This is a genomic window from Methylocystis sp. IM3 (assembly GCF_038070105.1).
Lineage (GTDB): Bacteria > Pseudomonadota > Alphaproteobacteria > Rhizobiales > Beijerinckiaceae > Methylocystis.
The window spans coordinates 2,772,501-2,797,091 of the sequence record NZ_JBBPBZ010000002.1 but is presented as its reverse complement, the minus strand read 5'-3'; the positions used below and the strand labels follow the sequence as shown (position 1 = coordinate 2,797,091).

The 24,591-nt window shown below is 62.0% G+C and carries 21 protein-coding genes, 1 tRNA gene and 1 pseudogene (1 of these 23 cut by a window edge); 9 read left to right on the top strand and 14 right to left on the bottom strand.

From position 1 onward, the window contains the following. Positions 1-32: 32 nt before the first annotated feature. Complete coding sequence (locus tag WOC76_RS15560; RefSeq protein ID WP_341105587.1) at positions 33-416, bottom strand: hypothetical protein; 384 nt, start codon at positions 414-416, stop codon at positions 33-35. Positions 417-515: 99 nt separating this feature from the next. Next, complete coding sequence (locus tag WOC76_RS15555; RefSeq protein ID WP_341431486.1) at positions 516-2,228, bottom strand: APC family permease; 1,713 nt, start codon at positions 2,226-2,228, stop codon at positions 516-518. 221 nt (positions 2,229-2,449) lie between these two features. Between WOC76_RS15555 and WOC76_RS15550 the strand changes: the two genes are divergently transcribed. The 4 genes from WOC76_RS15550 to WOC76_RS15535 all read left to right on the top strand — a co-directional run bounded on the left by WOC76_RS15550 (position 2,450) and on the right by WOC76_RS15535 (position 7,752). After that, positions 2,450-4,120 (top strand): hypothetical protein, encoded by a 1,671-nt coding sequence (locus WOC76_RS15550; protein WP_341105591.1) that lies wholly within the window; start codon positions 2,450-2,452, stop codon positions 4,118-4,120. Between the two features lie 291 nt (positions 4,121-4,411). After that, positions 4,412-5,695: an ABC transporter permease gene (locus tag WOC76_RS15545; protein ID WP_341105594.1), complete on the top strand. Its 1,284-nt coding sequence runs from the start codon at positions 4,412-4,414 to the stop codon at positions 5,693-5,695. Next, entirely contained in the window at positions 5,692-7,101 is a 1,410-nt protein-coding gene (locus WOC76_RS15540) for an ABC transporter ATP-binding protein (protein WP_341105595.1), read from the top strand. Before WOC76_RS15545 ends, WOC76_RS15540 begins: the two co-directional genes overlap by 4 nt. A gap of 576 nt (positions 7,102-7,677) precedes the next feature. After that, positions 7,678-7,752 (top strand) — tRNA-Gly (locus WOC76_RS15535). A 78-nt stretch (positions 7,753-7,830) separates the two neighbouring features. Here the strand turns inward: WOC76_RS15535 and WOC76_RS15530 are convergent. From WOC76_RS15530 to WOC76_RS15495, 9 genes and pseudogenes are all read right to left on the bottom strand, one after another. Beyond that, positions 7,831-9,051 carry an integrase gene (locus WOC76_RS15530; protein ID WP_341105597.1) on the bottom strand — a complete coding sequence of 407 codons (1,221 nt, stop codon included), beginning with the start codon at positions 9,049-9,051 and terminating at the stop codon, positions 7,831-7,833. A 549-nt stretch (positions 9,052-9,600) separates the two neighbouring features. Then, entirely contained in the window at positions 9,601-10,752 is a 1,152-nt protein-coding gene (locus WOC76_RS15525) for a phage major capsid protein (RefSeq protein WP_341431485.1), read from the bottom strand. 225 nt (positions 10,753-10,977) lie between these two features. Next, positions 10,978-11,433, bottom strand: a pseudogene (locus tag WOC76_RS24370) (HK97 family phage prohead protease); the annotation flags it as partial. 10 nt (positions 11,434-11,443) lie between these two features. Then, on the bottom strand, positions 11,444-12,946 hold the full coding sequence (locus WOC76_RS15520; RefSeq protein ID WP_341388923.1) for a phage portal protein: 1,503 nt from the start codon (positions 12,944-12,946) through the stop codon (positions 11,444-11,446). 1 nt (position 12,947) lies between these two features. Further along, positions 12,948-13,670, bottom strand: a complete 723-nt coding sequence (locus tag WOC76_RS15515) for a hypothetical protein (RefSeq protein ID WP_341105604.1) — start codon at positions 13,668-13,670, stop codon at positions 12,948-12,950. 108 nt (positions 13,671-13,778) lie between these two features. Further along, positions 13,779-13,988, bottom strand: coding sequence for a hypothetical protein (locus tag WOC76_RS15510; protein WP_341105606.1), 210 nt, complete (start codon positions 13,986-13,988; stop codon positions 13,779-13,781). Then, positions 13,985-14,326 (bottom strand): hypothetical protein, encoded by a 342-nt coding sequence (locus WOC76_RS15505; RefSeq protein ID WP_341105608.1) that lies wholly within the window; start codon positions 14,324-14,326, stop codon positions 13,985-13,987. The genes WOC76_RS15510 and WOC76_RS15505 overlap by 4 nt, the downstream gene beginning before the upstream one ends. Beyond that, the gene (locus WOC76_RS15500) at positions 14,323-14,541 is read right to left on the bottom strand and encodes a hypothetical protein (protein WP_341105609.1); all 219 of its coding nucleotides are present in this window, start codon (positions 14,539-14,541) and stop codon (positions 14,323-14,325) included. The genes WOC76_RS15505 and WOC76_RS15500 overlap by 4 nt, the downstream gene beginning before the upstream one ends. After that, positions 14,534-14,767: a hypothetical protein gene (locus WOC76_RS15495; RefSeq protein ID WP_341388919.1), complete on the bottom strand. Its 234-nt coding sequence runs from the start codon at positions 14,765-14,767 to the stop codon at positions 14,534-14,536. The genes WOC76_RS15500 and WOC76_RS15495 overlap by 8 nt, the downstream gene beginning before the upstream one ends. A gap of 250 nt (positions 14,768-15,017) precedes the next feature. Here WOC76_RS15495 and WOC76_RS15490 point away from each other — a divergent pair, with 250 nt between their 5' ends. Next, positions 15,018-15,242 (top strand): helix-turn-helix transcriptional regulator, encoded by a 225-nt coding sequence (locus WOC76_RS15490; protein WP_341105613.1) that lies wholly within the window; start codon positions 15,018-15,020, stop codon positions 15,240-15,242. An 856-nt stretch (positions 15,243-16,098) separates the two neighbouring features. Here the strand turns inward: WOC76_RS15490 and WOC76_RS15485 are convergent. Continuing rightward, complete coding sequence (locus WOC76_RS15485) at positions 16,099-17,703, bottom strand: DNA primase family protein (protein ID WP_341105615.1); 1,605 nt, start codon at positions 17,701-17,703, stop codon at positions 16,099-16,101. 193 nt (positions 17,704-17,896) lie between these two features. Further along, positions 17,897-18,262 (bottom strand): hypothetical protein, encoded by a 366-nt coding sequence (locus WOC76_RS15480; RefSeq protein WP_341105616.1) that lies wholly within the window; start codon positions 18,260-18,262, stop codon positions 17,897-17,899. 181 nt (positions 18,263-18,443) lie between these two features. Between WOC76_RS15480 and aroA the strand changes: the two genes are divergently transcribed. From aroA to WOC76_RS15460, 4 genes are all read left to right on the top strand, one after another. After that, positions 18,444-19,781: a 3-phosphoshikimate 1-carboxyvinyltransferase gene (gene aroA, locus WOC76_RS15475; protein WP_341431484.1), complete on the top strand. Its 1,338-nt coding sequence runs from the start codon at positions 18,444-18,446 to the stop codon at positions 19,779-19,781. Then, positions 19,778-20,410: a (d)CMP kinase gene (gene cmk, locus WOC76_RS15470; RefSeq protein WP_341105618.1), complete on the top strand. Its 633-nt coding sequence runs from the start codon at positions 19,778-19,780 to the stop codon at positions 20,408-20,410. Before aroA ends, cmk begins: the two co-directional genes overlap by 4 nt. Before the next feature lie 92 nt (positions 20,411-20,502). Then, positions 20,503-21,393: a tRNA glutamyl-Q(34) synthetase GluQRS gene (gene gluQRS, locus WOC76_RS15465; protein ID WP_341105620.1), complete on the top strand. Its 891-nt coding sequence runs from the start codon at positions 20,503-20,505 to the stop codon at positions 21,391-21,393. 130 nt (positions 21,394-21,523) lie between these two features. Continuing rightward, on the top strand, positions 21,524-22,618 hold the full coding sequence (locus tag WOC76_RS15460; RefSeq protein ID WP_341105621.1) for an acyltransferase family protein: 1,095 nt from the start codon (positions 21,524-21,526) through the stop codon (positions 22,616-22,618). 19 nt (positions 22,619-22,637) lie between these two features. Here the strand turns inward: WOC76_RS15460 and WOC76_RS15455 are convergent, their stop codons facing one another. Further along, positions 22,638-24,591, bottom strand: partial view of a M23 family metallopeptidase gene (locus WOC76_RS15455; RefSeq protein WP_445730616.1) — the 3' portion only. The gene runs 98 nt beyond the window's last position; the window shows 1,954 of its 2,052 coding nt (coding positions 99-2,052); its start codon lies beyond the right edge, outside the window; the stop codon is at positions 22,638-22,640.

Below are 24,591 nucleotides of genomic sequence, written 5' to 3'. Positions count from 1 at the left end.
TCCTGAAACGGCCGTACGCGATTGACGCTCGCCTATTCGGTCAGGTGTTTCAGTTCGCCAGCAAATCTCAGCCCGCGGGTGAGGCCGCGCTCATAAATCCCTTCTAACGCCTCGCGCACCGGGATGCGTTCGCCATCGGAGACGATCCGCCAAGCCCTATTATCTGTTTGCTCCAGCCATCCGCGCTCTTGGGCAATGATGAGTTTGCGGCGAACGGTCTGGCGTGGGAGCCCCGTGATGTCGGCCAAACGCGATGCGCTTATGGATCTGTCGAAGACGTCGAGGCCGCCTTCGGGCGCATGGACGAAACGCTTCAGAGACGCCTGACCGACGACGGCAAGAATAAGCGCGAGATGCAGGTCGCCGTCGAGCGCGCGAACGCAATCGATCAGATGCTCGATGACGAATTCTGTCATCCGATATTGAATCAGCGCTTTCTGTGGCAGACTGAGATTCGATGGCTTGTTTCCCACCGGCGTGGCTCCGTACACCCGATCGCCAAGCGTAACGTTTTTCTATTTCTTTCTTTTCTTGCGCGGCTTCGAGGCGGCTCCCGCAGCGCGTGCTTCGCCCGCCTTCTGTATTGCGGCCGGCGCGGCTGGAGCAGTCTCCGCTGGCGATGCTTTCTGCGGTTCAGGAGCGACGACCCGGGCGGGGGCGTTTTCAGCGGCAGGCGAAGTTGCTGGCGCAAGGTCGACCGGTTGCAGCGCCTGGTCATTTACTGGGGTCGGCGCGCCCCCCTTCTCGGAAAGAGCGTTTCTGACGAGGGGCAATGCGCCAATCGCCACAACTGCGAGGACAGCCGCGGCGATGGCGGGACCTTTCCAGGCAAAGGCCGTGGCCTCGCCAGCGGGCGCGGGCGCGGCGCCCGGCTGGTTCGCATCGGGCGCTCCCCGGTCCGGCCAGAAGGCGCAGAACGCAAATTCCGACGCGATTGCGAGCAGGGCGATCGCCAGAATCGCCAAGGCCGAACTCATTGTCGCGGCGCTTCGGGTGAAATCGTAAATCGTCACCCCGAGCGCCACGATGCAGAAGAGCCCCGCGAGAATGGGAACCCATTCGTGGCTGCGGGTTTCATGCGCCAGTTTCGCATTTGCGAAGTTCACCACGGCGTAAACAATGAGAAAGCCGCCGCTTGTCGCAGCCGACAATTCCGATAATCCGACGAAATTCACGCAGAGGAGGGCGATCGCCCCGACAAAGACCATGCTGACGACGTGTTTGCCGTTGATCTCTCGCGAAAATCTGGACGGCATCTCGCCATGCTCCGAAAGCATGACCGGTAGCTTGGACGCGCCGAAGAAATCAGCGTTGATCGCGGAAGCGGATGCGAGAACGGCGCCGAGCGTCATCAGCGCGAAACCGAACGAGCCCATGAACTGCTGAGCCGTGGCCGACAAGGCAAAGTTCTGGGCTTCCTTCATGGCGTCGAAGGGCATGTGGCCGATGGCGACCACGATGGCGAGGACATAGATGACGATCGCGGACGCGACGCTCCCGTAGAACGCGATGGGCAGGGTCTTTTCCGGATTGCTGATTCTCGCGGAAGCATTGGAGATGAGTTCGAAGCCTTCATAGGCGAGGAAAACGATCATTCCGCTCGAGACGATCTGTGTCGTCGGCACGAAATTTTCAGCGCCGAGTCTGCTCCAGTCCGGGCTGCCGAGCAGAAAGCCCGCCCCGATGAAAACAGCAAGGATCGCAAGCTTGCCGATGTTGAACAGGCTCTCGAATTTCGCCATCAATGCTGCGCCTGCGAAATTGATATATCCCAGTAATAAAATGCCTGCGGAACTCAGGAGATGTAGCCAAGCCGTCTGATGGTCAGCGGGCAAATAGGACGCCGCATAGGCGGCGAGCGCATGCGCATAGACCGCCATGATGGCGATGTAACTATAGATGAGGAGAACATTGACGCTTGCCGGCAGCAGCGAGCGCCCGAACGCGCGCCTGACGAACCCGGCGGTGCCGGCGGGTCCGGGATACCGTAACGTCAGCCGGACATAGGAATAGGCTGTGAGAAGCGCGAGCACGCCGCCGAGCAGGAACGAAATATAAGTCGAGCCGCGCGACCCAACGACGGCAAGGCCGAACGTCGCAAAGAATCCGCCGCCAACGATGCCGCCGACCCCGATCGACAATGCGCCCAGAACGCCAATCTGGCCCGATCCCGCCCCACCATTTTGTGCAGTGCCGAGATCTCCATTCTCAACTTCGCATGAAGACACGATCGGGCGCTCCCTGAAATTTCAATTCAGGGAAAAGTCTGATCTTTTCGAATTGAGGAAGTCAAACCCATGAGTGCTCATTTTGGCCACGTGCGGCTTGACGGCATCTCGGCCGTGGGCGCCTATGCGCCGATAGCGGCAGCAGGGAAATGGCGTATGCTGGCCTTGGGGAATTGCGCCAAGGGCGCGTGCGGCGCCTTTGCCATGATGGGGAAAGTGTCATGTCCAATGATGAGAATATGAACAAGAACGCGGACGCCTCGGAGGTGAACGCGCCAAACGTGACGCGGCTCTATAATCAGCGGGGGCCAATTGATCGTCGCAAGCTGCTGGCCGCCGCCACGACCGGCGTCGTCGGGACGATCCTCGGCGCTCGCTCCGCAAGCGCGAAGGGGCTGCTTTCAAGCCTGATGGGAGAGTCCAATCCGCTGGTTCCGACGGCCTCGGCGGCCGAGGCCAATGCGCTGCGCCTCGCCACCCTCGGCGACTACGTATGGCTCACGCCCACGAAACTCGGCGGCGGCGCGCAGGCGCAGGATCTCGCCACCGGAAAGACGATGGCCTGGATCGAATATTGGAACTATGGCGACAGCTGCCCGATCGCCCACCATCTCGCGGCCTTCCCCTCGGCCGATCCGCGCAAGGGCTTCGAATTCCTGAACTCCACGCAGGGCGCCCAGAACGTCCTCATCTACGGAATCCCGACGCAGATCCGTGAACATGGCATGCTCGATCCGTTGTGGGGCCAGGGGAACCAGATTTATCGCGTCGGTTTCGATGGGCAGCAGATGAACCTGCTGGAGAATATCGCCGAGACCACAGGCATCGGGCTTGGCGTGCATACGGTGATTTTCCCGGACGCGTCCGGCTTCTCCGTCTCCGACGGCCAGAAGGACATCGTCGCCTTTTTCAAGCGCGCGACCGGCTACGACAAGACCGAAGTGATCGACGCCTTCCGATTCGACTGGATCGGCGCCGAGCCCAATGGTCTGCTTCAGGACAACTGGTTCAAGGGCGGCAAGGTCCGCATCAGCCGTCTCGTCAAGGCGCCGGAAACGGGCCTCTATGATTATCGCGGCGTCAAGGGCAACAAGCTCGAGTGGGAAATGGTGCCGATGGGCGAATATCTCGCCTATACCGGCCAGCTCCCCGGCAGCGACGTGAAGGCTTTGACCGGCGCCGATAACTGCGTCCATCATCCCATTCATCCGCTGTCGCTCGTGACGCTGCGCATGTTCGCGGTGGGCGTTGTCTTCGACCGTACGACGATGGAGCCGATCGCCGCCATCTCCTCCCCGGATGGCACGACAAAGGACGCGCTGCCAATCAAGAAGATCGCCGACGGCATCTGGGAGCTGGCGCTCGACAATGTGGTGACCTCGGGCCACGAATGCGGCTTCAGCCCGGACGGCAAGTGGTTCACCATGACGAACAATACCCGTCAGAACAGCATGGGCGTGTTCAATTGCGAGGACCGCGATCCGCGCAACTGGAAACGCGTCACCGTCTTCAAGGATTCTCATTGGACGGGATCGACGCCGAGCCCGTTCCACATCACCTTCTCGATGGACGCCTCGAAGATGTTCGTCTCCGAGCTGCACCAGAAGCCGGCGAAAAGCTCGATCGTGGTCGTCGACACCAAGACCTGGACGACGATCAAGCGCTTCGAGAATGTCGGCGTCGATACGCAGACCATGCATGTCACCTACGATGGCAAGTATGTGCTGGCGATCTTCAGCGGCTTCCAACGGCTGGAGGCGGGCACCTTCATCTTCACCCAGGATACGCTTGAGCCGGTGGGGTACATCCCGAACTTCGGCGGACACCATGACTGCGTCATCATTCCGCGCAATAACCAGGAGTTGATTCACAGCCGGTCGACGACGGTTTGAGTACGCAGGGGAAAGAAATGGCTGATTTCGAACATCGCCTCGCTTGCGTGATCAATGCGATGGCTCGCGTCATCGGCAGCGCGGCTTATGAGTCGGGTGGAGCCCGGGTTCTGCACGGTTGGTCTTCTGGATTACCCGATGCAGATGCGTGTCTGCGCCTACGATGTGACGGGCAAGCCGTCGCGTCGGTCGTTCCACCTTGCCTGCTTCAGCGATCAGTAAGCATCCCTGCGACACTGGCGGCCCGGCTTCAAAGTCGGGCCGTATTTCCGAGTAACGCCCGAGCCAAGCATGTCCTTCCGATCCCGCGCGCGCTTTCTTCTGCTGCGACTCGCCGCACAAAATGTCGCCCGGAGGCTGCTTCGCAGCGTCTTTCTGGGTATTGCGATCATGATTGCTGTCGGCGTCGGGTTCTCCGGGGCCATCCTCGGCTGGTCGCTGCGTGACGGCATTCTGACCAGTTTCTCCCGGATGGGAGCCGATCTCGTCATCGTGCCGCAGGGAACCCTCGTCAATCTGACGAGCACGCTGCTCACCGTGCAGCCGACGGAACTCGAACTGGACGACTCGCTCGGCGAGACGCTTCGTCAAGTTCCAGGCGTCGCCAGGGTCGCGCCCCAGCGTCTCGTGCAGGCGGGCGTCGAGGGTCGCGCCATACGGCTCATCGCCTATGATCCGTCCGCCGACTTTACCGTCGAGCCCTGGCTCCCCCAGGGTCGGCGCCCTTCTCTTGGCGCCACGGAGCTTCTTGTCGGCGAACGCGTGACGCAGAGGCCCGGCGAGACGATTTCCATCTGCGGTAAGACCCTGACCATCACAGATCGCCTGGGGCATACGGGCGTTGGGCCTGTCGATGAATCCTACTTCCTCACTTTCGCGGGGCTCGATCAGCTGATCGCCTCAGCTCGGCAGATGCGCCCGGCCGGCTCTCCGTCCCCGCATGAGACGGCCGGCGACCATCATCATCGCCACATGGCGCCCGAATGTCTGCCGGAGCTCGCGCCGCGCAGGGTCTCGGCTTACCTGCTGCAACTGGCGCCGGGCGCTTCTCTCGAACAGGCGCGTTTCGCCATTGGACAGATTCCACAAATCAAGGTCGTATCGGGCAATCCAATCTTCACCTCGGCGCGGCAATCGCTCGGCAGTCTTGTCTGGGGAGTCGGCGTTTTCGGGGCTTTGCTATTCATGGCGTTGCTCTTCGTTGTCTCGCTTTTGTTCTCGGCGATCGTGCAGGAGCGCTATCGTGAGATCGGCATGCTGCGAGCGATGGGGGCCCGGCCCCGGCAGATCATCACGCTCACATTGTTCGAGGCGTTCATCATCACCGGAATTGGCGGGATCGCCGGCATCGTATTCGGCATTTCGCTGATCTTTCTCGCTGCGCGGTCGCTAGGGTTTTACTTCGCCTCGCTCGGCGTGCCCTTTGAGGGTCCGCCGGATGGCTTCGTCGTCGGCGCCGGCGCAGCCTCTCTGTGCTTCGGCCTCGCGCTGGGCCTCATCGGCGCCCTGTTGGCGAGCCGCCGAGCGTTGCGCCTTGAGCCAGCTCGTATGATCCAGATGGAAAGCGCGCCATGATTCTTCGCGCGACGGGTCTGCAGAAATGCTACCGGGACGGCGAAAACCGCGTCGACGCCGTGGCGGAGGCCGATCTCGTCATCGGCGCCGGAGAGTTCGTCGCAATCGTCGGCCGCTCTGGCTCAGGCAAATCGACGCTGCTTGCCATGATCGGGGCGTTGACTCGCCCCACAGGCGGCGAGATCGCGATCGGCGGCGTGGACATATGGACGCTTCCGGAGGCGCGTCTCGCCGACGTCCGCCGCCGGGAAATCGGTTTCATCTTTCAGTTTTCCAGCCTGTTGCCGAATCTGCGCGCGATCGACAATGTCGCGCTGCCGGCGCTACTCGGAGGCGAAGCCCAGCCCGAACAGATTTATGCGAGAGCGCATGATCTGCTGACGCGGGTCGGCCTGTCTCGTCGGCTGTCTGCGTTCCCTGGCGAAATGTCGGGCGGGGAGCAGCGGCGCGTCGCCATCGCCCGCGCGCTGATAAACGCCCCGCGCCTGATTCTGGCCGACGAACCAACGAGCGATCTCGACGAAGAAACAGAGGAAGAGATCGTCTCCTTGCTCGAGGCGCTCCGGGCCGAAGAAGGTTTCGGCATGGTGATGGTCACGCACAATCGCGACCTCGCGGGGCTTGCAGGCCGGGTTCTGGAAATGCGGCAGGGCGTCCTCACGCCCCTCGATGGCGCGCAGGTCGAGGCCTCGCCGCGTCCTCTTCGGGTGATTTCGCTTCCCGAGCCAGCCCGACACGAGCCGCCGACCCTCGCCGCGGCCGAAGGCGCGCAGGCGTTTCAAAAGCTCGGCGCCAATCTCTGGATGGCCATTCGGCGTGCGGGCGCTGCGGCTGCAGTTTTGTTCGCCCTTGCTTTTCTTCTGAACGAGGGCGTGGCGCGTTACCAAAGTTATGAGATCGAAGCGCGTCGGGCGCGCCTTGCCGCTCTCGAGGAACTTGCAACCTCGACCCTGCGCAGCGACATCGCCTCGATCGCCAGCCTCGGCGGCAATCGTTACGAGGTGACGATCTATATCGAAAACACCCGACAGGAACCGCCGATCTATGTCATGTCGCCAAGCGTGCAGGCCTTCATCCAGGTCGGAACCGGATGGCAGGAGGCGCCGCTCACGCCGATTGCCGACGCAACCGCCGCCGTGCTGAAAATCACTGGCCGGCAGCTTTATCGGTTCACGCTCGAAGCGCGTGCCGAGAAGTTTACGGAACTGCTTCCCCATTACATGCATGTGCGCTTCGCAAACAACATGCTGATCAGCCCGGAAAGCACGCCCAAGGACGAACTGTTTCAACGCAATGACAATTATTACATCTATCTCAAGCCGGACAATGTGTCGGACGAGACGATCGTCAAGGATGTCCACTTCCCTGGCGCGCCGCCTTTATGGATCTGGATGCCGCCGCACTGAGCGTCACAATCCTTACCTTCGAGAGGACCGCTCTATGGGTAATATTCGCGAAGCAATCAAGGACGCCGGATGAAAGGCGTTATTGTCTTCGGGATCACGACCGGCTTCATATTCGCATCAGCTTTCAGATTGCATGGAGCGACGTAAAACCTGCTTATAATCAAGGGCGCAAGCCGTTTCGATAACCGCAAACCGGTTTCTCGCTCCATCTCAAGCTTTGAAATTCATGGGCGTGTCGAGGCGCCTGCTGGAGCTGCGCGTCCTGTGCGCGTCGCCTCCCGCCCTGCCGCAGAGCCGACAGCCGCAATCTCGGGCTTGTGCGGGAGCTTCTTCGCAGGCTCGGTGAGGCGTTCCGACAGGCTACGTGACAGCGGATTGGACTCATCGGCGTGGCAGTTTTGGCGTTTGACGAGCGCATGAACGGGACGTGAGCCGAAGCCACCGTTGGGGTTTTCGTGGCGCTTGCCGTCGCGCAATGTCGGCTTCGATCGCGTTCTGTTCCGGTCGGCGAAAGATCGACGGGCTTGCGGAGCCCCCGGAGTTCCGCTAGAAATTTCGGGCGTTTCGACGCGACTCGCGGGCGTAGTTCAGTGGTAGAACGACAGCTTCCCAAGCTGTATGTCGTGGGTTCGATTCCCATCGCCCGCTCCAAGTTTTCTCTTGGATTTCAGCTTGGTATCGTCCTGCCGCTGATCTAAACGTTCCCCGCGTTCCCCAAGGCGTTCCCCATCAATCGTTCGGCTTGCGTTCCGCGCGATGCGCGGCCCTGAGCTTGGCGACTTTCCGAGACTTTCCAATCGTGCCGCGCACATAGCCGGCTGTTGTCGAGGCCAGCGAATGCGCCGCGAGCGACCGGAGGTCGTCTAGCTCCGCTCCCGCCTCGTCACCTTCCGAAATGCCGCCAGCGCGCGCGTCCATATTCCACACGCCCCGCGGGATCCCTGCCGCATCGGCGATGATGCGCCACTCGCGCGCGTAGGCGTGTTCGGCGTAGGGCCGGCTTGAGATTTCGTCGATAATCAGCGGCCCAACGCGCCGCTCAGGCGGGACCATGGCGAGGACGCGCATGACCAGCGGACACAGGCGAAGATCGTGTGCGGCTACCGCGCCCGTTTTGGTCGTGACTTTGTAGAGCTCCAAATCTTTCGAAAGGTCCGCCCAGGTCAGCCCATTGGCCCAGCGCCGGCCGCGCAGGATGATCCCCGAGGCGTCCTCGCTTTCGGCGATTGGAACCCACTCGCCAATAACGTCGCGCTGGCGCAGCGTCGTCTCGAATTGCAGCGCGGTTCCGAGCGCCAAGGATAGCCGGCCGCCCGCGATCGCCACCGGCAGGAATGCTTCAACGTGCTCGAGCGTCAATTTCTGTCGCCGCCGGGGCGATTGTTCGAATTCGGCGACTTCTAGGATTTCTTTAAGACGCTTGCACTGGGCGAGCTCAGCCGCGACTCCATAAGAGACGAGCCGACGGATCATCGTGATGATCCCGTGTGCCTTGCGAATCCGCTGCGGGCCGCCCGGCGTTTTCGCCTGCCGCGCGGCGTCATACCAGCGCCTAAAATCTTTCAATCCGAGACAGGCGAGTGAGCGTTCTCCGAAAGCATTCTCGATGATTTCGCAAACCTGGTCATATGTGCGCTGAGTGTTCCATTTCAGACGCTTATACGGGCTTTCATCGTCGGTTTGGTATCGGCGAACGAGAGCGCCTAGTGTGCCGTCGAACGGCCGGCGCGTATCAGTCCGGCCCGCGAACCACTCGAGCATTTCCGCTTGCAGTTTCATGCAGGCGGTAGAAATCAGGGGATGCTGCGCGGCGTCATCCCACTCGTAATGCAGAGGAACCGTTGCCGGCCGATAGCCTGCCGTTCTCACATCAGTCCGCGCCACCCAATAAAGGCGGATTTTGCCATTCTTGTTCTGCCTCTTTTTGAGGCCGGGGAAATCATAACGCATCGAGATTTTCCTTTCCGTCCGGCTGGGACGGCTCGATGCTATTGAGCCCATAGAGGCGGCGCCAGAAGGCTTCGACGGCTGGCCAGAACCGGCCGCCCATGATGGGATCGACCCTCGGGAGGCCTTGACGCTCCAAAACGACGGCTTTCGCGGCCCACTCGGCCGGCGTTTGCGAATGCCGTCGCGCAATTTCCGTTTCCGAAGGGAAAAGCCCCTGAGAACGCACAGCATTGCGCCCCTTGTCGGATTTTGGCGATTGGGTTTTTGCGCCGGCCATCGTGTCTTCAGTCTTTAAGACAGGTATGATGCTATCTGATAGCACACATTATATTTTGTATCAAATATCTAGTTACTCGTATTTAGTCCTGCCGACGTAAAAATAGGACACTCCTGCGCCTTGAGAGCCAAGGCGCAGGAGCGACGGCTGCACGGGATTGACCCGATGATTCGCTCCGCCCAGAGTGGAAGCGGGTTTTTGGGGCTCGGGATCCCGTTTTCCGTTTTTCGGCTTACCGTTTCACCGTCAGAAGACGCCCCAAAAATTCGTGATTAAGCCGCGCCCGGGTTTTTCCAGCACCCGCGAAAATCAACTGGGCTGGCGCCGATGTGCCAGTGGACGCGCCAAGACATGCCAAGCCGATTAAATCCGCGGTCCTCTTCGAAGACCGGGCTCTCAAATCCCGCGAGCGTAGCAAACCTCACGCAGGGGTAGACCGCCGGATCGGCAAACAAATACCATTCATTGCCGATGATCCGCGGCTCCACGGCGAGGCGTAATTTGCCGCTGAAGACATTCACGTCGGCCGACGCGGTCGGGTTGATCGTCGCAATCACAGTTTCGGCCTTCGTTTCCATCGAAGGGCCACAGAGGATGATGGCCGGCGCTAGGCCCAGGATGGCTTCGCCGCCAACCGCCTTTTGGACCCGCATGGCTTTGCGGCCCTCCGTAATTGTTGTCACGGAGGGTTCCGCACCGGAACCGGCGAGATTGGCGTGACTGGAATGAAACAGCGTCTGGCCGTCGCTCATCGTCGCGCCAACCGCGGTCATGGTAGTCGTCGCTTTGAGATTTGAGGCCGAGACGGCACTCGCACGAATGCTGGCCTGTAAGCCCCCAAGATCATCATTGACGATGGCCTGATACGACGCCATCACGATACGGCCAAACGAATCAATCTTGATCTTCTCGGCCGACTCATCGATGTATCCGTATTGGAGCTCTCCGCCTTCGCCAACCTTCTTGAGCTCGGGAAAAGTCGACGCCTGGATTTCGGTGACTTCGCGAAAATTGGCGACCGTCATAGGCGCGACGATCGCCGAACTGCCGCTCTCCATCGACATCATCAAATGCCGGAAGGCGCGCTCGCCGGCATTTTTCGTCAGATTGGGCAGATCGCTCGTTGTCATCATACGAGTCGAGAGCTGCTCATTTTTCCACGCCCTCGAACGACGCTCCCCGCGCATCTCAGCGAGCACGTCGTCATAGTCGGCGAGCTGGACGTTCATGAACCGGAGCGCCCGTTCCGCCGGCTTCGTATTCGTCAGCCGCGCAAACATCGCATCTTCGGCCGCGCCCCTCGCGAACTCCGGATTTTCAAAAGTGTCCCCGCGCGTGTGCTGGTGGACAAGCGAGCCCGACGCGCCGATGGAGTGGAGGCGCTGGCCTTCGACCGACGCCTGAGCGCGGGCGCCGGCCCACACCGCGTTCATTACTTCGTCCTCGCTCTTGCCGGCGCGAATTTCTCGCTCGGCGATTGATCGCTGCCCGAGCAACGTTGCGCGTTCGAGCAGTTCGAAGGCGCGAGTGGCTTCCATCCCAACAGGCGGCGTGGGCGGCGGGGCATTTGTCGTGTCGGGGCTGGGATTAGGCATGCTTCTATTCTCCTTTTCGAGATGAATGCGAGGGAACACGCCCCTCACTGCGCAATTCTGATCGGCGGGAATCGAAACGATGCTCGTTTCGAAAACTTTGGGCCCCACGCCGCGCAAGACCGGCTTGCCGTCGAGTTCCCCGACGTGCTCCCATCGCTCGACCGTATATCCGACCGATAGCGCCCTCGCCCGACCGCTGGCGATCTCGGAAGCAATGGCGCGCGCCTCATCCGTCTCGGCGAGCTCGAATTTGCCGAGCAATCCACCCTGAACCTTCGTGAGGCTGAGCACGTTCCCCAGTTTCGCCTTCAGGGTCGAGCCGTTATGATTGTCGAGGAGGGGCATAACGCCCTGGGCCGCCCGCGAAACATCAGCGTCTGCCCAGTCGATTTGCTCAAAGTGCGAACCGCGGTCGATCGGACCGTTAGAAGCGGCGTTCCCTTCAAATGTTCGCGTATCGGCGTTGTAAGAAGAAACCGCGAAAGTTTGGCGGCGGGTGTTCAAGTCCATCGCTCTATCCCTATTTATTGCCGGCGACGTTCGTTATTGCTTGCAACGCCTGCATCGCGCCGGTGCGGTCGACCTGGCTCGGGTCCGTATCGAAGACGAGGCCAGCCGCTTCCGTTGCGGCAACCCACTTCTCGATTTCGGCGATTTGCTTCTGCCAACTGACGCCACGCTCAGCGAGCGCGTCCGGCATGGATTGCAAACCAGCGCGGAGCTCGAGGATTTTCGACGTGATATCCTTGAGCGGATCGACCCAAGGTCGAATGGGCATAGCGAGTTCGCATCGCACAGCCAGAAATTCTCGCCGCCCGGTGAGCGCATACTCGCGCTGCATCACGCGCCGCCAAGCCGCCTTGATGCGGGGCGCAAACACGAGCCATTGAATCATGTCAATGAGCACATCGCCGGCGATCTTCGCCGCCCGCATGGATGAGTAATTAGCCTGCGACGCGTCGCCCGTGATTTCGTGATAGGAAACACCCACGGTCGCGCAGAATGCGTAAAGCTCGGAGCGCAGGAATTCCATTGCGTCGCCGCTCGGCGCCGGATCGAGCGTCGTCACATCCTCGCCCGGACCCAGGCGAATAATTTTTCCTGGCGCTAGTTCCTCTTCGACCCGACCCTTACTGTCGGTGCGTTGCCGGCCGACTATTGGGGCGGAGCCCATAGTCTCGGGCGAGCGCACAATCAGCCCTAGGCATGCCTCCAGCCGCTTGCGCCAGATGATCGCTTCTTTCACATCGTCGCAGCCACGCAAGCCGACGATCGACGGCGCGAGCCAGGACACGCCACGAAGCTGGCCAGGCCGCGCGACGTGAAAATAATGATCAATCAGCGCGGCCGGCACACGCTCCGTTTTGAGCCCGACCCCGAAGGCGTCGGCCTCGCCGGGGTGCGCCTGATGGAGCACATAGGCGACACGACGGTTCCATGCGTCGAATTCAATACCGGCCACAACGCGCCGGCCCTGGCCAGGAAAATTCCCAACCTGCCGGTCATCCAGCATGTCCGCCTCGAGGACCTTGATTTGTGCGTTCGGGCTTCCGTCGTGATCGGGAAGCCACATTTGCAGACATTCGCCGTCGATAAACATCGAGCCGGCGGTTAGCGATTGAAGGCCATAATAATCCTGTTGCCCATCGGGGTCGCAGCTATCGACAAAGCGCGCCCACGCATCCTCGGCCGCCTGCCGCGTCGGCTCGCCGGGATGGACGGCGCGCGGGGTAATGCCGGTTCCGACCGTCTTACCCATAAACTGCAATTTGGCCGCTGCGACCGCCTTATTATTCTGCGCCAGGTCGCGAGCGCGAGAACGGATAAGCTCACCGTGCCGTCCAATCTCGGCGTTGGGTCCTGTCGCGGAGGCGCGCCAGTTGCCGAGACGACGATCGCGCGACGCGCCATCGTAATTGCGGACGAATTCATTCGCCGCCACGCGGGCTTGAATCCTCCGCATAGCGAGAGTCGGCGCTATCGAGAGCAGGGCGCGCTCGAGAAGTGTGAGCTGGATCGACATGTTAGGCCTGCGCAGCAGTCAGTTCCGGTCGACCGTAGTGTTCGCGAAGCGCCGGGAAAGAGATGCCGCTTTCGCGCGCGCGTTTCACAATGCGCGAGAGCGCGTCGTGCACATTGAAGAGGTAGATTTGGCCGACCGATGTTTCGCCGTCGCCAGAACGCGCCAGCATCTTGCCCATGATCCGCGCAAGGCTCCCGTAAAGAGGCTCAGGGCCGTATTGCTCTTGCGCCTGCGTTTCCTTGCGGTAGCCGTAGAAATAGAAGCCAACGTAGAGATCGCTGGCGCGATCGGTCCAAAATTGCGGGCGCTCTTGATAGATTGTCCGTCTCACTGCCTCGTCTTTGACGAGTGCGAGATAATTATCCGGATTAGGCGCTTCGCGCTGCTCGATTTCCTCCTTGGAATAAAGCTTGTTGGTGTCGGGCCACGGCAAAAACACATCATCGAGGACGAATGGCAGCTCCCCGTAGCTGTCCAAGGTGATGAAAACATCTCCTGCCGACATGCCTCCAATGGCGCCATTCGTGTCAGCGGCCGCGAAGGCAATCGCAGCGGCGATGGTTTGGCTCGCACGCCACCGCCGCTTGCCGCCTTCAGTGCTCATAAAGATTCCGGCTTTCTTCTTCGCGACTGCCTCAGAGAACTTGTTAACCCGGTCGAATTTCGCGCCGGTGAGAGTTGCAAACTCGCCCGTCGATGCAGTGAAGCCTTCCGCATAAATCACGACTGTCTCTCCCAATCCGGTATGATGGGCGAACAATCACACATGGTTGGCCGTCAGTCAAGTATCAATGTATTTGAAAATTTCTTGCGGCTTCATTTTTCATCCATGTCAGGTCCAGCCTTGCTCTCGCGCCCCGTTCTGGTCCGCGATCCCGTCCTCTGCCGGGTCCCATTCCAGGTCGTGGCCGTCTTCAAAGTCGCAGTCGCCGTCGAGCTGGTCGAGCAGACCGATCAGCGTCTCGACGAGTGCCTCAATGCGGCGGCGTGTGTTGCGCGGGACTTCTAGGAAGGTTCGCGAAGGAGGGGCGTGGACGGTCATAGCGGAAACCTACGCCACGTTTCGATGATCCCGCGCGGCGTCCGGGGATCGAGATCGGCGATATAGTGAGTCGTATGGACGTTGAGCCACGCCATGGCTGGGCGGTCCCTGAAGGGCTTGACTTCGCCCGCGCCGCTGATGCGCCACCCCTTGGCGTCGGCCGTCATCTCCCGCATGGCTGCGGAGAAATCCGCCCATGCGCGCCGGGCGCGGTCTTCCGGGGAGTCCTTATTCGGCAGGATGAGCCGATGCGTCGCCAGCGCGGCGGCGGGCGCCATAACGAGGGAGCGCAGGAAGCCGCGGCGGGCTGGTTGCTCTGTCAGAAGGAGACGGGTCATTGCTGGCCCTCCCGCTCGGTCTCAAGCTCCGCGTCGAGGGAGCGGTGCAGCGATTTGATGGCGTCGACGAGCGTCTCGGCCAGCTTGTTGAGAGCGCGGCTCTCCATGGGGTCGAGGGTCGCCGAGCCTGAGATTGCCATCTCCAAAGCGCGAGCGAGCGAGACGAGGTCCCCAAGATGGTCGACAATCTGGAGGGTGGAGAGCGGCTCAGCCATTGCTCCCTCCGTCCTGTTCGTTTTCGAGCGCCAGGCAGAGCTCGCCGACATCGCAATGAGCCGCGGTGGCTATAAATTCCAACGCCTTCATGTCAGTGTCGGACAGCGCCTGAGCCTTTTTCAGGCCCGTAAGGGCGAGCTCCATCGCGCGCAGTTTTGCCATCACGGTTTTGAGCTCTTCGATGATGAAAGAGCGCTCAATGAGCGGTCGCTTAAGGTCAGTCACGGTCGCCCCCTTTCACGCGAACGGCGTCCAGCGCGCGGCGGGCTTCGGCGACACCGAAGGCCAGCCAGAGGGGCGCAAAGGGGGCGAGGGCGATAAGGGTAGCGGCAGTTTTCCATGGCATTGGACAAGTCTTTCCCGTTCGCGAAAATGGTGGTTTTCGCGTTGGTTGTGTGGTATGAAATCGAAACGACGCTACTTTTTAGCGCGCGATAATTGAAACGTCAACGCAAAATAGGTTCATTGCTTCGAAATGAATGCGATTCAGTGCAAAATGGCCAGGGTCGCTACTGGCCTTGGAATCCGAGAGCTCGCCCAGTTGGCACAGGTCGCGCCGAATACGATCTCGCGCCTCGAAGCCGGCGAAGAGTTGAAGCCCCGCACTGTGGCCGCGATCCGCGCCGCCCTCGAGACGGCCGGGGTGGAATTCATCGAAGCGAACGGGGGAGGGCCCGGCGTCCGGCTAAAACACAAGTAACTTAGAAATTATCCACGAGCCCGCTCAGAGGCCTCGAACTTTTCACGGCGAGCGCAGCCTTGGCGTTCTTCTAGCGGGCGGCCGCATCGTGGAAAATCGACGTCCCTCGCTCCCTCGCAAATTGGCGGCGAGGTGGTGAGATAGGGCAAGTTGCGCGGTCGATCAGGAGCTTTGCTCCTGCCTCGCGGGTCCCTCTCGCCGCTTAGCAACACGGAAGAGGCGGAGCCCCGGGGGCGGGGGCGAAATCATGAATTTCACCAGGGTTCGCGATCTTCGGGTTCGCGATACATCCGCAACCATAACCATCCACAACCATAACCATCCGCAACCATAACCATCCACAACCATAACCATCTACAACCCTAAAAAAAATTCCTCTTTCGTGTGGACCCCCAGGGCTTGAACTTCCCCTCTCAGCCAGGCGTGGGAAGGACCCGCGCCTTGTATAGGCCTCATCTACCGGCCCGCCCGGCTGTGCGTTTTCTCTAGATATCGTCCCTCATCCCATATCATCATCTAATGCACTGATTTTATTTACCTTGGGAGGGTTGATATTATAACAAGTAACGTCTTTGCTAGTATCTAGTTGATTTAAAACTACTTGGGAGGGTTGGGAGGGTTGTTAGTTCACATTGGGAGGGTTTAATTGTTGTTCTTAAAGGCTTTGGGAGGGTTGGGAGGGTTTTTACCTATGAATGTTCATATGCGCGCACACGCGCACGCACATGTGCGAGGCAGCGCGCAAAAACCCTCCCAACCCTCCCATTTTCCATAAAATCAAGCACTTAACCATCCCGCAACCCTCCCTAAACCCTCCCGTGAAAGCTAAAAACCCTCCCGTTGATTACTGTTAAGCTTAGTCATCGTCGCGGCCATAGGTCGCGCCATAGCTACTTTCGTCTGCCGGCGGGGTATCGGCCTGGTGATCTTGGAAGTCGCTGGCACACTTCGTGAGCCTTACATCGACCCAGTAGACGACTGAGCTCTTCGCGTTGGGTATACCCCGATCGCGCATTGCCTTTCCAAACCCCGTAGGCGTCCAGGCGCGCTCACCGTTTGCCTTGGCCCACACACAATAGAGATGGTGCATGTCTGTCGAGGCCACGCGCTCCCCGATGGCTGGCTCGGTGCACGCAGCAAGGAAGCGCCCGAGCGGATCACTGTCCTCTCGATACTGCGCCGTCGCGTCCAGCGCGCTCTGGGGCACGAGGAGGCCCTTCTCAAGCCAATCCTTCAGCCCGGCGAGGAAAAGATTGAGAATGCCAGAGGCCTCGGCGCGCAGCTTCTCGGAGAGGCTGAGGTCGCGCCGCTCTTTCGGGATCGTGACGCCCCACGGCACGAGGATGATGCGCCGCCAGATTCCTTCGTCCGTTCCTCTAACCTCAGGCCGATAATTGCCCATCGCGGTCAATTTGAGCTGCGGCATAAAGGAAAAATAGTCGCGGTTGAGGTGACGCGCTTTAACGCGGTCGCCTCCCGTAATCTGCTTGACCAGCGCCTCCGCAAGCTTTGCGCCTTTTTCCGACTCCGTCGTGGTCAGGCACCGAACGCCCGGGAGCTCGGCCAGATCGGGCGTCGCCTGGCCGCCAATCCGCGCGCGGCCGGCGTCGAGAAAGCTTTCGATCGGGAGCTCGTCGCCATAGTCACCGGCAATATATCTGAACGTTTCGACAAAGACGGACTTTCCGTTATTGCCCTTACCATAGAAGAAACAGAGCTTTTGCTCAGATGTGTTGCCAGTCAGTGAGTAACCACACCACTGCGCCAAGAATCGCCGCATAGTCTCTTCTGGCTGGACCTCTTCCAAGAAACGGTTGAATGCGTCGCAGCGCGCCTCGGGATCAAAAACAACAGGGGCAACCTTTGTGATCATATCGGCTGGATTGTGCGGCAGTAGATCGACACAAACGCCTTCGTCTCCCCGCCTGAAAACGAGTGTCCCGTTTTCAACGTTGAATCGCATGGGGTCGCGGTCGAATTCCGAAACCTGCGCGCTCATCCGGCAGGATGCTAGATCAGAAATCGCGCGCACACGCGACCTCGCCTCAGAAGCACGGCCATGCTTTCGCAGAGCCTCCGAGAGCAGAACTTTCTTTCCCTTGGCGTCTTCAATCTCATAATCGTCGCGCGTCCCCTCAATGGCGTCCGCCTCGAGCCGAATTGCTCGCACAGTTTCCTGTTCAGCCTCTTCGACGCGTTCGAGGCCGAGCGAACTGGACCAGCGCCTTCCGTCCCACGCAAGCCACCCGAGCGCCTGGCAATGCAAAAGTTGTCCTCGAAACCGTTCCTGGAACCGCTCCGAATTACCCAGGTCGGTCCGAGCGAACGTCGCGAGGCGGCGATTCAAGTCGCCTCCATCCTTCGGTGGATCGACCGGCGGCGGCCCTCCATGTCCCTTTTGCCCAGGGAAAATGATCAGTTTCGCGCCTGCGATGACGCCGGGAATCTCGTCTTTTCTCATCTGCGCGCCCCTCCGTTGGAGGAGCGGCGAAGCGTTCCGCCGACGGAGGCAGAGGGGAGGGAATTCTTGCCTTTGATCCCCTGGCGACGAAGGGCGCGTTCTGGCGCGCCCCGATCGACGCCCGCCTTCTTAGCGGCGACGTTCAGCGGCGTATGATGGGCGGACATGGATGCTATGAAAGAGTCGAGCCAACTCATCGCGCGCCCCCATTGCCGTCTCCAGGGACGATTTCGCGGAACGTCGCACAAGCGGCGCGCGTCGCTGCGATAAGCTGGCGCAGATGCGCCTCGGTGAGCCGATCATCGCCGCGCCAGGCGGCCTCGGCCAGCGAGAGGCCGAGCGAAGCGATCAGCTCGCCGCATTCGATAATCAGCTCGCGACGGAGGGCGTCGAAATGGCCAGGCGCGCTTGCGAATTGCTGCGCCCTTTGGTAGTTTTGGGTGCTCTGAATGACCTTTTCTTTGCCGTCCCGTTGCTCAAGCGGGGCGGCATTTTCTTTATCGCGTGGTGGGCTTTCCGACTTTGACGGAATTGCGGCGTCCATGATCTTGCAGGGCATTCCTCTTTCCTTTATCCACGAAGAGGAACGCGAGCGTTGTAGATCAGTGGCCTCGGCGAGCTTCCCAAGCTGTATGTCGAGGGTTCGATTCCCTTCGCCCGCTCCAGAAAAATTCCCGCGCGCTGGCCGCGGCGCCGTAGCGGCGGCCGCGACGGCGCGCTGCTTGCCAAGGGCCTGCATTTTGGACGCCTCCCATGTTCCCGCCGCGCCGCTGAGCGCCGCCGCCTCCGGCCCGCTGACGGGCCGCGTGCGTCCGCCGGGCGACAAATCCGTCTCGCATCGCGCCATGATCTTCGGGCTCCTGGCCGTGGGCGAGACCCGGATCGACGGCCTTCTGGAAGGCGAGGACGTTCTGCGCACGGCGCAGGCCGCGCGCCAGCTCGGCGCCCGGGTCGTGCGCCATGGACCAGGGAGCTGGAGCGTCTGGGGGGCGGGGCTCGGCTCGCTGCTCCAGCCCGTGGAGACGCTCGATTTCGGGAACGCCGGCACCGGATCGCGGCTGATGATGGGCGTCGTCGCCGGACACCCGATCGTCGCGCGCTTCGATGGCGACGCCTCGCTGCGCAAGCGCCCGATGAAGCGCATTCTCGATCCGCTGGCGCTTCAGGGCGCCCAGGTGCTCGAACAGGCCGAGGGCGGCCGGCTGCCGCTCGTGCTTCAGGGCTCGGCCGAGCCGCTGCCGGTCGAATACAAGACGCCCGTCGCATCTGCGCAGATCAAATCGGCCGTGCTGCTCTGCGGCCTCAACTCGCCGGGGCGCACCGTGGTCATCGAGGCCGAGGCCTCGCGCGACCATACCGAAAAAATGCTTGCGCATTTCGGCGCGAGCGTGAGGAGCGAACCTCATGGCGCCCATGGCCGCAAGATCACGCTCCAGGGCCGCCCCGAACTGATCGCGCGCCCCGTGCGCGTGCCGGCCGATCCGTCCTCCGCCGCCTTTCCGCTGGTCGCGGCGCTGATCACGCCGGGCTCCGACATCGTGGTCGAGGGGGTGATGACCAATCCGCTGAGGAGCGGCCTTTTGACGACGCTCATCGAGATGGGCGCCGATATTTCGCTCGACAACAGGCGCGAGGAAGGGGGCGAGGAGGTCGCCGACGTGCGGGCGCGCTTTTCCGCGCTCGAGGGCGTCGACGTTCCCGCCGAGCGCGCGCCCTCGATGATCGACGAATACCCCATTCTGGCTGTCGCCGCCTCTTTCGCGAGCGGCGAAACGCGCATGCGCGGTCTTTCCGAGTTGCGGGTGAAGGAGTCGGATCGTCTCGCCGCCATCGCGGCGGGGCTCGCGGCCAATGGCGTCGACTGCGCGATCGAGGGCGATGACCTCATTGTGCGCGGCGGGCCAGTCCGGGGCGGGGGCGTGGTCGAGACCCATCTCGACCATCGCATCGCCATGAGCTTCCTTATCATGGGCCTCGCGGCGCGGGACAAGGTGACGGTCGACGACGAGACGATGATCGCCACGAGCTTCCCCTCCTTCCGGCCGCTGATGGAGGGTCTCGGAGCGCGCTTTTCGTGAGCTTCGTCATCGCCATCGACGGACCGGCGGCCTCCGGCAAGGGCACGCTCGCCCGCCGCCTTGCACAGCATTACGGGCTGCCGCATCTCGACACGGGGCTGCTTTATCGCGCGACCGCCTGCGCCCTGATGGACGAGGGCCTGCCGCTCGATGACGTGGACGCGGCGGTCGAGGCGGCGCGTGGTCTGTCGCTGACCGATTTTGACGAGGCGCGTCTGCGCGGCCGCGAGATGGGCGAGGCGGCCTCGCTCATGGGCGCCATGCCGGCGGTGCGGGCGGCGCTGATCGACCTGCAACGCAATTTCGCCGCAAGGCCCGAGGGCGCCGTTCTCGACGGCCGCGACATCGGCACGGTCATCTGCCCTGGCGCCGCCGTGAAGATTTTCGTCACCGCCACCCCTGAAACCCGCGCCCAGCGGCGCGCGCTGGAGCTTGCCTCGCGCGGCGAAGACGTCGATTACGCCGCCATCCTCGAGGATGTCAGGAAACGCGACGCCCGCGACAGCGAACGCAGCGCCGCGCCCCTGAAGCCCGCCGCCGACGCGGTGTTGCTCGACACGAGCGAACTCGACCGGGAGCAGGCCTTCGCGGCGGCGCTTTCGATCTCGGAACGAGGCCGAAAAGAATAGCTCGGGACCACGCCGCCGAACGCTCGGCTGCGTCGTCCCGCCTCCCTCTGCCCGCCAGCGGCCAGAGGGACAAATCTGATCAGGGGTCGCGCATGACCTTCCCGGTCTTCCGCTTTGCGCCGTCGCCGAACGGATTTCTGCATCTCGGCCACGCTTATTCCGCGCTGCTGAATTTCACGCTCGCCCGCAAAAGCGGCGGGCGCTTCCTGCTGCGCATCGAAGACATCGACAGGGGCCGCGCCCGCAGGGAATTCGAGGTCGCGATCCATGAAGATCTCGCCTGGCTCGGTCTCGAATGGGAGGAGCCGGTGCGCCGCCAGTCGGAGCACTTCGACGATTACGCGCGCGCCCTCGGGCGGCTCGACGCCATGGGGCTGCTCTATGCCTGTGACTGCAAGCGATCGGACATTGCGCATGTCGCGGGCGCGCATCCCGGCTGGCCGCGCGATCCCGACGGCGCGCCGCTCTACCCCGGAACCTGCCGCGCCAAGCCGCACCCGCCCGCGCGGGAAATTCTCGCGCAGGGGGGCGTCGCACTGCGCCTCGACATGCAAAAGGCTGCGGCCCTGGCTGGGCGCGGGCTGAGCTGGCGGGAGCATGAGGCGCCAGGCCTCGAGCCGCACTCTCTCCGGGATGAGGATTTCGCGGCGATTCCCTGCGATCCTGCGCAATGGGGCGACGTGGTGCTGGCCCGCAAGGATACGCCCGCGAGCTACCACATCGCCGTCGTGGTCGACGACGCTTTGCAGGGGGTGACCAATATCGTGCGCGGGCGCGATCTCTTCTTCGCCACGAGCCTGCACCGCCTGTTGCAGCGTCTGCTCGACCTGCCTGAACCCCGCTACAGGCATCATGATCTGATCCGCGACGAGGGCGGCGAGAAACTTGCGAAAAGCCGTGGTTCGGCGACGCTGCGCGCCTTGCGCGAGGCAGGGATGAGTGCGGAGGCCGTGCGGCGCCAAGCTGGATTCCAGGGCGCGTAAGGAACGCCGCTCCTTCGCTCCTTCGCTCCTTCCCCTTGGGCCATGCGCTTTTCGGCGGTCACAAAAGGCTAAGGTTACGTTAGGAGCCGAGGTTCAGAATGCCACGATTTTCGCGATCGTGGAGGTTCTATTGGCTTCGAAACATTACCCCGCGCTGGACGGTCTGCGCGGCGTCGCGGCCTTGTTCATCGTGTTCTATCATGTGCCCTGGGCGACGCATTTCGTCGATACGAGGCTGGTGCGCAACGGATATCTCGCCGTCGACGTTTTTTTCATCATGTCGGGCTTCGTCATCGCCGCCAATTATGGCGACCGGCTCCGAACCCCGCAGTCGATCCGCGAATTTGCAGTACGGCGCTTTTTCCGCCTCTATCCATTGCACTTCGCTGTGCTCATGGCGGTCTTCGCGCTGGAGCTCGTCAAATGGGCGCTTCGCGCACAGGGCCTTTCCGACTCGGCGCCGTTCACGGGCGCCTTCACGCCCGGATTGCTGGTCGTCAATCTGCTGATGCTGCAAGGGCTTGGACTGGTGCGAGAGCTGGGCTGGAATCCGCCGGCGTGGAGCATTGGCGCTGAATGCGTCGCCTATGCGTTCTTCGCCGTCGTCGCCACCCACGGCGACATGCGTCCAGGCAGAAACGCACTCCTGGCGATTTGCCTGGCGAGCGGCGCGCTTGTCGCTCTCGCCGCGATTAAGCAGTCGCTCGACGTGAATTTCGGCTGGGGACTGGTGAGGTGTCTTGCGGGCTTCACGCTCGGGGTCGCCATCTGGCTTTACGAGCCGGGCGATTGGCCGTTTCTGCCGGTTGCGGCGACGGTTTCAGGGGCGCTGGCCATCATGGTCATGACTTTCGCCGATGGCGCGTCGATCATCCTCGCCATCCCGCTTTTCGTCGCAATGGTGGTCGGGCTTCGTAGCGGGCGGGGCCTCGCCGCACAGCTCCTGTCGAGCGCGCCCGCCCAGTTCCTGGGCAAAATCTCCTTCTCCGTCTACATGATCCACATGACGGCCTTTTACCTGGCCACGGGGGCGATCAAGCGCCTGATCCACCAGTCTGGGCATCCGATGGGCCGGTTCACGCTCGAGGTCGCCTCGCCCTGGATCGGCGATCTCCTTTTTGTCGTTGTTCTTGCGGCCGTTCTGTCGGGCGCGGCGGTGACATACAGGCTGATCGAAGCGCCGGCGCGCGACTACGGCAAGCGAATCGCTCGTCGCTTCGCATGACCGCATTGCATGGTTGACGCTAACGGCTCGCCGTCGGATTCGCGCCGCCGCGCGAGGCGACCTTGTTGCTGTTGGGCGCCTTGGCCATCAGCGAATCGATGCGGTCGCGCTCTCTCTTGAATTCCGCCAGCATGCGGCCTTCGATCTCGCGCGTGCGCGCGAGTTTCACGCGCATGGGGTCGACGAAATGGCCGTTGACCATGACCTCATAGTGGAGATGCGGACCGGTCGAGAGGCCCGTTGAGCCGAGGAAGCCGACAACCTGCCCCTGCTTGACCCGCACGCCCTCCGTGATGCCGCGCGCGAAACCGGACATATGATTATAAGTGGTAATGTAGCCGTTGGCGTGCTGGATCTCCACGCGCCGCCCATAGCCCGAGTCCCACTGCGCCTTGATGACTGTGCCATTGCCGGCCGCCAGAATCGGGGTGCCGATCGGCGCCGCCCAGTCGACGCCGGTGTGCATCTTGTAATAGCCCAGGATCGGGTGGCGGCGCATCCCGAAGCCCGAGCGCGTCTCGCCAATGGAGATCGGCTTGCGCACCAGGAATTTCCGGCTCGAACGGCCGTTCTCGTCATAATAATCGACAAGCCCGTCGTCCGTCGTCTGGAAGCGGTAATAACGATAGGTTTCGTCGCGCGTATTGAGCGAGGCGAAAAGCAGAGAGTCGCGCGTGGGGCCCGAGCCGTCTTCCGGCTCGTCGTAGAAAATATCGAGCGAGTCGCCGCCGGAGACGGCGCGCTGCAGATCGACGTCATTGGCGAAGACCCGCACGAGCTCATTGATGATGGGCTTGGGGATTTGCTGTTTTAGCGCGGTCTCGTAGAGAGAATCGTAGAGGCGCATCGCGCCGGGATCTTCCTCTATGTCGCCGAACTCGTCGAGAACGGGCGAATTGCGCTTGGGAGCCCCGCGCTTTGCGATGGCTGTGGGCGTAGTCGGGGTCTGCACGAAGGCGCCCTTGTCGGTCGCGGCGACGATCGATTCAATTTCATCGTCGTTGTAAACCGACAGGCGGGCAAGCTGCATGTTTTTGCCCGAACCATCGAAATCCGCAAACAGCAGCTTGACGCGCTGGCCCTCCCGAACAGGATCCCGTTTGCCCCTGTAGGCCGCGACAACAGCTGCGATTCTCGCCTTCGGCACGCCATTCGCCGCAAGAATGTCGGCAAGCTCCTCGCCGTGGCGCACGACGGCGAGCTTTTCTTCCATTTGCGTGGGTTGCGGCGTATCGCGCGGCGCGATCGTCACATTCTCCGGCACCATGCGCACTTCGATCGAGGAAAAGGGCGCAGTCAGCGAGGCTCCCGGCGTGGCGTAGGCGAGCGCCTGCGGATCGATGCCCGCCGCGCGGCTCGTGCGCGAGAGCAGCAACTGGCCGGGCAGGGGGAGAGCCTTCGGGCCGGCGGCGAGAGTGCTCTTCACCTGCTCGAGCACCTGCGCCTGCGCCTCGTCGAAGGACAGCTTCGCACTTTGGGCCTCTAAGTCGACGGACGCGAGGTCCTTCGTCACGAAAGAGACCTCCGCCTCGTCCAGCGCCACGTCTGCATCCCCGTTGCTGTCTGGCGCGCGCGCGTCGCTTACGAGCTTCAGCGGGTTATACGCGGGCACTTCGCCGGCGAAGCTCGTCGGAGAGAGGGTCAGAGTCGCCGCGACATGTGTAAAAGCGCGCGTGCGCACCACTTCCTTCTCGCCCGATTTGGAGGTCGTCGCGGCGCGAAAGGTCTGTTTTGCGGCGACCACGTCGACCGCACGCATGATGCGATCGCCTTTTTTCGGATTGACGACATTGCCGTCCGTTTCGGCCTGCCGGGCAGGCTGGGCGCGCGTGGGGGCTTCGGCAAAACGCGTCTGCTGGTCGAGCGCGGTATAAGCGGCGGCGCTGATCAGAAGGGCCCCTGAAAAGCCCGTCAGAACGGTCCCCGAGAGCCAGCGCGCCGAAACCCGGCGCCGATCGTCCGCCGTATGGCGG

What these genes read in the sequence shown, in the direction of transcription:
- WOC76_RS15560 (WP_341105587.1), bottom strand. Translation starts at nt 416, where the DNA reads ATGACAGAATTCGTCATCGAGCATCTGATCGATTGCGTTCGCGCGCTC.
- WOC76_RS15550 (WP_341105591.1), top strand. Translation starts at nt 2,450, where the DNA reads ATGTCCAATGATGAGAATATGAACAAGAACGCGGACGCCTCGGAGGTG.
- WOC76_RS15545 (WP_341105594.1), top strand. Translation starts at nt 4,412, where the DNA reads ATGTCCTTCCGATCCCGCGCGCGCTTTCTTCTGCTGCGACTCGCCGCA.
- WOC76_RS15540 (WP_341105595.1), top strand. Translation starts at nt 5,692, where the DNA reads ATGATTCTTCGCGCGACGGGTCTGCAGAAATGCTACCGGGACGGCGAA.
- WOC76_RS15530 (WP_341105597.1), bottom strand. Translation starts at nt 9,051, where the DNA reads ATGCGTTATGATTTCCCCGGCCTCAAAAAGAGGCAGAACAAGAATGGC.
- WOC76_RS15520 (WP_341388923.1), bottom strand. Translation starts at nt 12,946, where the DNA reads ATGTCGATCCAGCTCACACTTCTCGAGCGCGCCCTGCTCTCGATAGCG.
- WOC76_RS15510 (WP_341105606.1), bottom strand. Translation starts at nt 13,988, where the DNA reads ATGACCGTCCACGCCCCTCCTTCGCGAACCTTCCTAGAAGTCCCGCGC.
- WOC76_RS15505 (WP_341105608.1), bottom strand. Translation starts at nt 14,326, where the DNA reads ATGACCCGTCTCCTTCTGACAGAGCAACCAGCCCGCCGCGGCTTCCTG.
- WOC76_RS15500 (WP_341105609.1), bottom strand. Translation starts at nt 14,541, where the DNA reads ATGGCTGAGCCGCTCTCCACCCTCCAGATTGTCGACCATCTTGGGGAC.
- WOC76_RS15490 (WP_341105613.1), top strand. Translation starts at nt 15,018, where the DNA reads ATGAATGCGATTCAGTGCAAAATGGCCAGGGTCGCTACTGGCCTTGGA.
- WOC76_RS15485 (WP_341105615.1), bottom strand. Translation starts at nt 17,703, where the DNA reads ATGAGAAAAGACGAGATTCCCGGCGTCATCGCAGGCGCGAAACTGATC.
- WOC76_RS15480 (WP_341105616.1), bottom strand. Translation starts at nt 18,262, where the DNA reads ATGCCCTGCAAGATCATGGACGCCGCAATTCCGTCAAAGTCGGAAAGC.
- gluQRS (WP_341105620.1), top strand. Translation starts at nt 20,503, where the DNA reads ATGACCTTCCCGGTCTTCCGCTTTGCGCCGTCGCCGAACGGATTTCTG.